At 35.6% G+C, this 9,776-nt stretch carries 9 protein-coding genes; 2 read left to right on the top strand and 7 right to left on the bottom strand.

Translation table 11 applies throughout. The features are described 5' to 3' along the window. From ABIQ27_RS11875 to ABIQ27_RS11860, 4 genes are all read right to left on the bottom strand, one after another. Positions 1-118, bottom strand: a 118-nt coding sequence (locus ABIQ27_RS11875; protein WP_348034114.1) for a nucleoside-diphosphate kinase, incomplete at its 3' end; no start/stop codon positions are given. Between the two features lie 69 nt (positions 119-187). Beyond that, a complete protein-coding gene (locus ABIQ27_RS11870; protein ID WP_348034113.1) occupies positions 188-1,363 on the bottom strand; it encodes a T9SS type A sorting domain-containing protein in 1,176 nt (391 codons plus the stop codon). A gap of 102 nt (positions 1,364-1,465) precedes the next feature. After that, entirely contained in the window at positions 1,466-3,058 is a 1,593-nt protein-coding gene (gene bshC / locus ABIQ27_RS11865) for a bacillithiol biosynthesis cysteine-adding enzyme BshC (RefSeq protein ID WP_348034112.1), read from the bottom strand. Positions 3,059-3,073: 15 nt separating this feature from the next. Then, positions 3,074-4,024: a hypothetical protein gene (locus ABIQ27_RS11860; RefSeq protein ID WP_348034111.1), complete on the bottom strand. Its 951-nt coding sequence runs from the start codon at positions 4,022-4,024 to the stop codon at positions 3,074-3,076. A gap of 96 nt (positions 4,025-4,120) precedes the next feature. On the opposite strand from ABIQ27_RS11860, the gene ABIQ27_RS11855 reads away from it, so the two are divergent. After that, positions 4,121-5,242 (top strand): cysteine desulfurase family protein, encoded by a 1,122-nt coding sequence (locus ABIQ27_RS11855; protein WP_348034110.1) that lies wholly within the window; start codon positions 4,121-4,123, stop codon positions 5,240-5,242. 59 nt (positions 5,243-5,301) lie between these two features. Then, the gene (locus ABIQ27_RS11850) at positions 5,302-5,922 is read left to right on the top strand and encodes a porin family protein (RefSeq protein ID WP_348034109.1); all 621 of its coding nucleotides are present in this window, start codon (positions 5,302-5,304) and stop codon (positions 5,920-5,922) included. 54 nt (positions 5,923-5,976) lie between these two features. Here the strand turns inward: ABIQ27_RS11850 and ABIQ27_RS11845 are convergent, their stop codons facing one another. The 3 genes from ABIQ27_RS11845 to ABIQ27_RS11835 all read right to left on the bottom strand — a co-directional run bounded on the left by ABIQ27_RS11845 (position 5,977) and on the right by ABIQ27_RS11835 (position 9,544). Beyond that, positions 5,977-7,365, bottom strand: a complete 1,389-nt coding sequence (locus ABIQ27_RS11845; protein WP_348034108.1) for an alpha-amylase family glycosyl hydrolase — start codon at positions 7,363-7,365, stop codon at positions 5,977-5,979. Between the two features lie 63 nt (positions 7,366-7,428). Further along, entirely contained in the window at positions 7,429-8,190 is a 762-nt protein-coding gene (locus ABIQ27_RS11840; RefSeq protein ID WP_348034107.1) for a C40 family peptidase, read from the bottom strand. A gap of 175 nt (positions 8,191-8,365) precedes the next feature. Further along, on the bottom strand, positions 8,366-9,544 hold the full coding sequence (locus tag ABIQ27_RS11835; RefSeq protein WP_348034106.1) for an acetyl-CoA C-acyltransferase: 1,179 nt from the start codon (positions 9,542-9,544) through the stop codon (positions 8,366-8,368). Positions 9,545-9,776 lie beyond the last annotated feature (232 nt).

Genomic DNA, 9,776 nt, shown 5'->3' with positions numbered 1-9,776 from the left:
TTAATTTCATTGCTACAATTCTGAAACCACCTTCAGTAATCATATTTAAAATTCCACCGATGTGTCCGTTTTCAACACCATCAGGCTTAATCATTGTAAATGTTCTATTCGTTGCCATTTTTGTTTTTATTTTTAATTTGGGTGCAAAAGTAAACCTTTTAAACCATTATTAAAAATAGAACGACTATCAATTCCTGATAATTTTTTGCACGGCAAAATCTAATCCTGATTTAATCTTTACAAAATAAACGCCATTGCTCAAATCACTTCCGTCCAATTGGAATTGTGTCGCATTTGGCGCAAAACTTTGAATTGTTTTGCCAGCTATATCAAAAAGTTCAATACTATCAATAGTTGCTGTATGTGTAAAGTTCCAAATGTTGTTCGTGGGATTTGGATAAATTTTTACATTCGAAATCAAATTCTGGTGATTTGATAAGGTATTTGTAAACAAATAATGTCCGGAACTCTTTTGAAAAACGATATCATATGTCCCGGCAGTTACAGGAATTTCCGGACCATTCTGTATCCCGGTTGCGGAAGGAAAACCTAGTGAACCCCAATTGGTGTCCCACGAATCATCTTTCCTGAATTTTGCAAAACCATCAGTTAGGCTCAAGTTGAGAATGGTATACTCAAATCCATCGGTTGTGGTTAAATCAATGTCATCTGGTCCCCAACCTGCAGAAGTTGCTGTTCCCAAAATTCCAATTCCTGGATAAACAAAACTATAAGCGCCGGTTATCCTGTTGAAAGTTACATACCATTCGCCACCAGTTACCTGAATGCTTGGTCCGCTGAGAACTGCTGTTCCTGTTGGAAAGGCAACACTTCCCCAAACATTTGTAGTTGCATCATTTTCCCTAAAATAGGCTGTTCCACTGCTAAAGTAAAAACCCGAAAGTGTATAAGTAATATTATCAGTAGTATTCATGTTAACATCGGGACCGACAAAACCATTTATCGAATCTACGGCTGGTCCCCAAATGCCAATATTATGTGGCTCTGTGCCACTTGCAATAAATGTATAAGTGCCATTACTTCGGTTAAAAGTGATGTCATAAGTCCCTGCAATGGTTTGAATATTTGGTCCATCCTGTGTTCCGGTTCCATTTGGAAAATTTCCACCCCAATTGATTGGCCAATCATGGCCTTGTCTAAACTTCAATCCTGTTGTTGGTCCTGTAGCAGTTGTCAGCGTTGCATTAAGCAGCGTATAAGTAATGTTATCTGTAGTGGTTAAGTCGGTATCAATGCTCCAGCTTCCTGATGGGCTCGTGTTGCCAATAATGGAGATTACCTGGGAATAATTGATTTGAAAACTAAATAGCAGTGCAACTATAAGGAGTAATTGTTTTTTCATAATGGCTTGGTTTTAAATTAGTTTATCTAACTTAATATAAAAAAGCCTACATTATGAAATTAGGTGCAGCGAAAACGTTTGATTGTTGAAAACTTGCCTAAATTAAAGGGTAATTACTGTAAAATTAAGCTCTAATGGTTTTAGTTCCTGAAAGAGTTTTTCTATGAGCTTGTCATTTACATCCAAATAAAATTCCGAGAAATTAGCTTTTCGTTCCTGCAATCCCTGATTAGGGAACAGTTCATTTTGCAGCAGGATAATTTGTTCCAGTTTTTCAGCATGAACTCTTTTCTCAGCTTTAAGCAAACGTTTTTCCAGATTTTCTAATCCTTTGATTTGTTTGGTTTGCTGGGCTTTAACAGCGCCAATAAATGATTTGTCTGTTTGATTAGTAATAACAAGCAACTTTTCAAACTGTCGCTTTAAATGCTCTTTTTGCTCAGAGAAATCTAAATTGAATTTGGAAAATTCTTTTGTTTTTTCAGTGAACAACTCTTGTTGATTGCTGAATAAATCTGCCCAGGAAAGGTTTAATTTGTCTGCTTTCCTGATTTGTTTTTCTGTGGCTAACAAAACAGAATTGCGGACTAAAAGTATCGGGAAAGTCACTTTGTTTGCTTCAAAAGTTGATTTTAATTGCAACCAGTAAGCAATTTCACCGCCACCGCCAATGTAACACAAATTGGGTAAAATGATTTCTTCATACAAAGGTCGAAGAATAACATTTGGGCTGAATTTCTCAGGACTAGTTGTAAGCAATTCCAGGATTTCTTTTTCAGAAAAAGCGAGTTTGGTATTGTTAACTTTAAACAAATTATTCTCAAAAACAATTCGTTCCCTAATAGTATCTTCTATATAAAACAGATTGATTTCTCTCGGATTAACCTGAATGTCGTACGTTGTTTTAAGCAATGAATTGGTTTCTGTAACCTTTTGGAAAGAAGTTTGATGCAGCAACTCATTTTTTACAAATGGCGCAAATAACTGCTTTAAACTAACATCATCTCCATCAAGAATTACCAAGCCTTTATCGCCAAATAATCTGTTAGCTAAATATCGTGTCGCATCAGCAAGATTGTTATGTTTTAGATAGCTATTTTCGAAAAGTTCTTTTAAATAGGCAGCGTTTTCACCAAGTCCTAATTCTGAAGCAAATACTTCTAAAACTTCATTTAATCCTTCTGTAGAAAGCCTTCCAACAGGGCCATGGCTTTCCTTGTTCCAGTTGATTTTTGCGTTTTTAAAATTGAAATGGTTTATTTCTTCAAAATCATGATCTTCGGTTGCCATCCAATAAACCGGAACAAAATCATAAGTTGGATATTCCTTTTTTAAAGCTTCGCAAAGATTAATCGTAGAAGCAATTTTGTATAAAAAATACAATGGGCCACTGAATAAATTCAATTGATGACCAGTTGTAACTGTAAATGTTTTTGAATTTGATAACAGCGAGATATTAGCTTTTGTAACATCTGAAATTTGAAAATGTGTGTATTGATTTTCAAGAGCAGCAATCAATATTTTTCTGTTTTCTGCCGAATAATTTTGTGCCTTTTCTTCCAGTTGACTTTTAAAGTTTCCAAGGTTTGGAAAACGATTGTACAGCGAATTCAATTCGGGCTTCTCGTCTAAATAATCTACAATTAATTTAGTGAAATATCCTGATTTTTGATAGCTAATAAAGTCAGTTGGCATGATGGTTTTGGTAAATTAATGGGTTATCAAAGTTCCAAAAAGATAATCATCACCTAAAGAAAACTCACTGTTTCCTCTCTTTAAAGTAACTTTTTTCAAACGGATAGTATGAATATAATCACCACCTATATGCACTGTACTTACTTCAATTATCCCGCTTGTAGCTTCAATTCCATCTATTGCATCCCATTGCTGTGTTAGTGTTGGAGTAGTCGGAGTAATCGCAGCACAGAAATAGGCATCAGTTATTGTATTAGAATATAAGCGATATGATAATTTATTATCAGCACTAATCAACCTCGTTCTTGGAGTAGTTGTTGGTTCAGGAGCAAACAACGCATCATAATCAGCAACATCTAAAGTAAAAACTTCTCCACCACTGAAATCAAAAACCTTTGTAGTGCAGGTACTTTTATCAACTTCATGATTAAATCCGAAAGCTAAAGGGTTTACTGTAGTTGTATAATTTCCAAACTGAACAGTTTCCTGCGTTTGTGGCCCATCAGGTTTAATAAATGTTATGTTTTTAAAAGTGATATTATAAATATAACCGGTAATTCGGGTAGAATTTTCAGCTAAATTAGTTGTCTTAATTGCGGTAGCTGTAATTTGAATTATTCCTTCAGTAGCTTGCCATTGCTCTACTAAATTGGGTGTTGCATCTGGTGCAGTTGGGCAAATGTTTAGCTCAGAGGTGTCGCTTGCATATCTTCTGTAAGTAACTTTTATTGTACTTGATAAATGAACTTCTAATGGTGCGCCTTCAACGGTTTCGTCGTTTGCGAAATAAGAAGATGGAATTTCAATAAACATCATTTCTGATCCTTGGACTTTATAAAGAACATCTTTAATGCTGCACTTTAGAATCGCACCTGCAGAAAAATCGATAGGGTCAACGGTTAAATTTCCATCGTCACAGGCAGTAATAATCAGTAACAATGAGAGTATACATAAAATTCTTTTCATTGGAATAGTATAATTTTTAAGCAAAAATAAGTTTTTTATGCTATTAAATTTTGCCTTTTATCATTTAATTAAGAACAGTACTTTTATATTTGCAAAATGAAAAAAGTATACCTCGATAACGCAGCAACAACACCAATTCGCCAGGAAGTTATTGACGAAATGATTAAAGTTATGCAGTCTGAGTTTGGAAATCCTTCATCAACACACAGTATTGGTAGAAGCGCCAAAGCCATAATTGAAACGGCAAGAAAAACGATTGCCAAATATTTGCATTGCAATGCCCAGGAAATTATTTTTACTTCTACCGCTACCGAAGCCACCAATTGGATTTTAAGAAGCGCTGTGAAAGACTTTGGTGTAAAACGAATAATTACGTCCAAAGTTGAACATCATGCGACTTTGTATACCGTTCAGGCTTTGCAGGAAGAATTTGGGATTGAGGTTGAGTTTGTAAATGTTTCTCATGATGGAACTTTAGATTACGGCCAATTTTCAGCATTGCTTTCCAATACTGCCAAAACAATAGTTTCCTTGATGCATGTGAATAACGAAACCGGAGTTGTCAATGATATTCAGAAAATAGGAGCAATGTGTCACCAAAACAAAACCTTGTTTCATTGTGATACAGTTCAGTCAATCGGGAAAACAGAATTAAATTTACAGGAAATAGCTGTTGATTTTTTAGTTGCCAGTGCCCATAAATTTCATGGACCAAAAGGAGTTGGCTTTGCATTTGTCCGCAAAAGTTTGGTTTTGCAACCGATGTTGTTCGGTGGTGAACAGGAAAAAGGCTGGCGTGCCGGAACCGAATCTGTACATCAAATCGCCGGAATGGCAAAAGCTTTGGAATTATCTTTTGAAAATTTAGAAGAAGAAACAGCGGCAATCACTGAGTTGAAGCAGTATTGTTTTCAACAATTACAAGCATCATTTTCAGATATTACTATAAACGGAAGCAATACGTTTTACAATATTTTGAATGTTTTACTTCCTTTTACTCCGGAAAAAACAGCCATGATTTTGTTTAACTTAGATATGAAAGGCATTGCGGTTTCCCGTGGGAGCGCCTGTCAAAGTGGAAGCATTAAACCTTCACATGTGCTGGCTGAAATGCTTGATAATGAGGAGTTAAAAAAACCAAGTTTACGTATTTCATTTAGCCATTACAATACAAAAGAAGAAATAGATTATTTGGTTTCAGCGTTAAAAGAAATTTAATGAGAAAGCTAATTAATTGAAAAATAGCGTATTTTTGGGTAAACAAAAAAATCAGTGTTATGAAAAAAATAATTTTAGTTGTACTTATAGTATTCGGGATATCATCTAACCTTTCTGCTCAAAAAAAGGGCGATGTCGAATTTGGAGTTAATATTGGGTTTAACAGTTCTTCTGTTTCTGATAACGAATATTCATACGATACAGGTACCGGATTAAATGTCGGCGGATCGCTTGATTATTACTTTTCCAGCGTTTGGAGTTTAAAAGTAAAAATGATTTATGATCAAAAAGGCTGGGATAATGATGTGATTCTGAATACGGATGATGGACAATATTATCCAACAGATTATAATTTAGACTATTTGACTGTTCCTGTAATGGCCAATTGGCATTTTGGTAATCACAAAGAATGGTATCTAAATTTCGGGCCTTACTTTGGATTTCTTATGAGTGCGAAAGACACCCAATTTGATGCTGATGTAAAAAAGTTTTTCAACACCAATGATTTTGGTTTAGCTGCCGGAATAGGAGTTAAGGTTCCGATTTCAAACAAATTAAAATTTTTCGCTGAAATAGAAGGACAAGGCGGTTTTACAGATATCAATAAGGAAAGCGGTTATGCTTCATTGACAAATAGTCGCTCCAGTATAAATGTTGGACTCAACTTTTTATTGAAATAATTTTAATAAACTTATACTAAAAGACCGTCTCATTGTTAAACGAGACGGTCTTTTTTATTTTACTAAAACCAAATATTGCCAAGGTTTCATTTCAAAAATATCATCGCCTTTCAACGTAATTTTTTCACCTGAAAACAATTCGGTATAATCGCCTTTTTGATATTTTGAATCCAGTTTAACGGTTACGGGTTTGTCGCTGTAGTTTGTGATATTAAGAACTTTGTCATTATCTTTTGTTCGTGAAAAAGAAATAACCTGATCAAGTTTGTCGTTAAAAATCCGAATCATGACGCCGCCTTGATTACCGTTCCATAATGCCTGATTTTTATGTTTTAATTCAAAGAGTTTGGTGAACAATCCTTCGTAAGGCATTTTACTCCAATCAATCAAATCTTTGTCAAAAAACTTCAACGATTTGTTAAGACCAGCTTCTTGTCCGCCATAAACTAATGGCATTCCGTTTACGGTTCCGCACAAAACCATTGAGGCTTCCAATCCGTCACCAAAATTGAAAAACATATTGTGGTTCCACGAATTCATATCGTGATTATCGGTAAATGTCATTCGGTAGCCATCGCGCGGAAATGTACTCACATCGTGAGCCATGTATTCAACCAAACCGGCAATACTTTTTTTATCTTTTGTTACAGCTGTCATTTTATCAAATAACGTCCAGGAATAAGTCATGTCGAAAGCTTTTTTATGCAGATCGCGTGATTCCCATTCGGCAAGCATGAAAACAGGTTTTATTGCATCCATTTCGGCCCGTGCATTATCCCAAAAATCGGTCGGAATAAATCCGGCTGTATCGCAACGATAACCATCTATATCGAAATCTTTTACCCAGTAAACCAACGCTTCTGTCATGTATTTTCTAATGCCTGGTTTATCGTAATCAAGATCAATTACATCATCCCAATCATACCAGGGCGTTGGTTGGAAATTACCTTCTTCAGTCTTGGTATACCAATCGGGATGGTCTTTCGCCAATTGATTATCCCAGGCAGAATGATTGGCAACCCAATCGACAATGACATGCATTCCCATACTGTGGATTTTATCAACCAAATGTTTAAAATCGGCTTTGGTTCCGAATTCAGGATTGATTCCGTAATAATCTTTCACCGAGTATTCGCTGCCCAAAGTTCCTTTTCTTTTTTCAACTCCAATTGGATTTATCGGCATCAGCCAAATGATATCGATTCCCATTTTTTTTATTCTTGGCAAATGAGATTCAAATGCTTTGAATGTCCCTTCTGGTGTAAACTGGCGAATATTTACTTCGTAAATCATAGCGTTCTTGCTCCAATCAGGATGTTTTAATTCGACAAATTCTTTGGGCTGGTATCTAGAATCCTCAGTTGCTTTATCCTCATTTTTTTTAAGACAGCCTGATGCAATTGCAATCAGTGAAAGCAAAAATATTTTGGATATAGATTTCATAGGGAAGCTTTTAGAAATCTAAAATTAAATATAAAACCTTCTGGTTCCAAAAAACGAGACGGTTTAAATGATTTTCTTGATAACACGCAAACGGTGTGTGTGCCTGTTTTGTTCCGCGTTGTAAATTCCTAAATGATCCAAACGGTCAATTCTGACTTTACCGCTGGCATGAATGATATAATTATTCTCCATGATAATGCCAACGTGGATTATCTTTCCTTCTTCGTTGTCAAAAAATGCTAAATCCCCGGCTTCACTTTCTTCAATAAAACTCAAAGCATCGCCCTGACCAGATTGTTGCGAAGCATCTCTTAGCAAATTATAACCATTCAACTTATAAACCATTTGTGTAAAACCTGAGCAATCGATACCAAACGGTGTTTTCCCGCCCCACAAATACGGAGCATTCAAATACATAAAAGCAGTTGTAATCAAATCTGATTTTGGTTTGATACCGGTAGTTTTCATGCCTTCAAACTCAAAATTATCAATATTGATTTCGCTATGATTTAAAAACGATAACGAGGAACCTAACGGAATTGGCAACAATACATTTGACGGATTTGTGACATATTCCACCAAATCGGAGTTTAAGATGATAGCATCTTTTGATAAATCTTTGAAACTCTTTTCAGAAATAGTTTGGTATTGTTTAGAATCTACCCAACCTTCATAATCATCAAACTGCAATTTGATTCTTGACCATTGATTTTGCGTCTCCAAAATTTCGAAATGCTCACCAAACAAGACTTGAGAAACGATTTCGCTTCTGTCGCTTGGCTCGGCCCGTAAAGGAATTATAGCAAGATTACAAATGGCAAACATCTAAATTATTTTAAATTTTAAATTATAAATTTTAAATTATTTTTAGGAGCTGTTCCCGCTTTTCGCTGCAATCTTTTGCTTTGCAAAAGGATTTCCACTTCAATCAGGGCTAGGGTATTTAATTTTAAAGAAACTCCCATTCAAAATTTAAAATTTATAATTCAAAATAAGATTTTTAAGCTCTTTCAATAACAATTGCCGAAGCACCACCACCACCATTACAAATAGCAGCTGCACCAACTTTAGCATTATTTTGTTCTAAGACATTAATTAAAGTTACAATAATTCTGGCTCCGGAACATCCAAGAGGATGACCCAAAGAAACCGCACCGCCATTTACATTTACTTTGTCATTGTCAAGACCTAAGATTTTAGCATTCGCTAAACCAACTACTGCAAAAGCTTCGTTGAATTCAAAGAAATCAACATCTGAAATAGATATACCTGCCTTGTCTAAAGCTTTTGGTAATGCTTTAGCAGGCGATGTTGTAAACCATTTTGGCTCCTGCGCTGCATCGGCATATGATTTTATATAGGCTAATGGTTTTAATCCCATTGATTGTGCTTTTTCTTCGCTCATTAAAACCAAAGCAGCCGCACCATCATTTATGGTTGAAGCGTTAGCCGCTGTAACGGTTCCGTCTTTTGTAAAAACAGCATTCAATGCCGGAATTTTGTCCAATTTTACATTGGTATATTCTTCGTCCTGCGAAAAGATAATAGGTTCGCCACGACGTTGCGGAATTTCTACAGGAACGATTTCATTATTGAATTTCCCGGCGTTCCAGGCTTTAGCTGAACGCTCGTATGATTGAATGGCAAAAGCATCTTGTTCTTCACGTGTTATTTTATATTCGGTTGCGCATAAGTCAGCACAAACTCCCATTGCATTATTGTCATAAGCATCAGTCAAACCATCTTTCTGCATTCCATCAACCATTGTTGTTGGGCCAAATTTAACTCCGTTTCTTAAGTGAACATAATGTGGAATCAAACTCATATTTTCCATTCCACCGGCAACTACAATTTCAGCATCGCCAGCCATAATTGCCTGAGCGCCCTGCATCACAGCTTTCATTCCTGAAGCACATACTTTGTTGATAGTTGTACAAGTCACAGAGTTTGGCAATCCTGCATAAAGAGCTGCTTGTCTTGCCGGCGCTTGTCCATTTCCTGCCTGAACCACATTACCCATCAAAACCTCATCGACTAAGTTTGGATCTAAATTGATTTTATCTAAAGCGCCTTTGATGGCAATTGCTCCTAATTTGGTCGCCGGAACAGTTGATAACGAACCCATAAAACTTCCGATTGGTGTTCTAACTGCTGAAACGATGACTACTTTTTTACTCATAATGTTGTGTTGTTTTATTTGTAGTGCAAAACTAATCTTTTATTACAAATTATGGAATTCAAAGCCCAATAAATCACGAATCAAATGTATTTTAGAAAATATTTTAATTCTATTTTGTTGAAAGTGAAGCTCTTTAGGATTTATTTATTTTAATGATTAAAAAAAGAAATGAAATAGTTGTAAATTATAGAATGAAAAGTTACATTTGCAACCGCAAAAAAGCTAAGTTCTT

The organism is Flavobacterium sp. (genome assembly GCF_039916025.1).
Lineage (GTDB): Bacteria > Bacteroidota > Bacteroidia > Flavobacteriales > Flavobacteriaceae > Flavobacterium.
The sequence above is the reverse complement of the archived record's forward strand: the minus strand, read 5'-3'. Positions and strand labels throughout refer to the sequence as shown.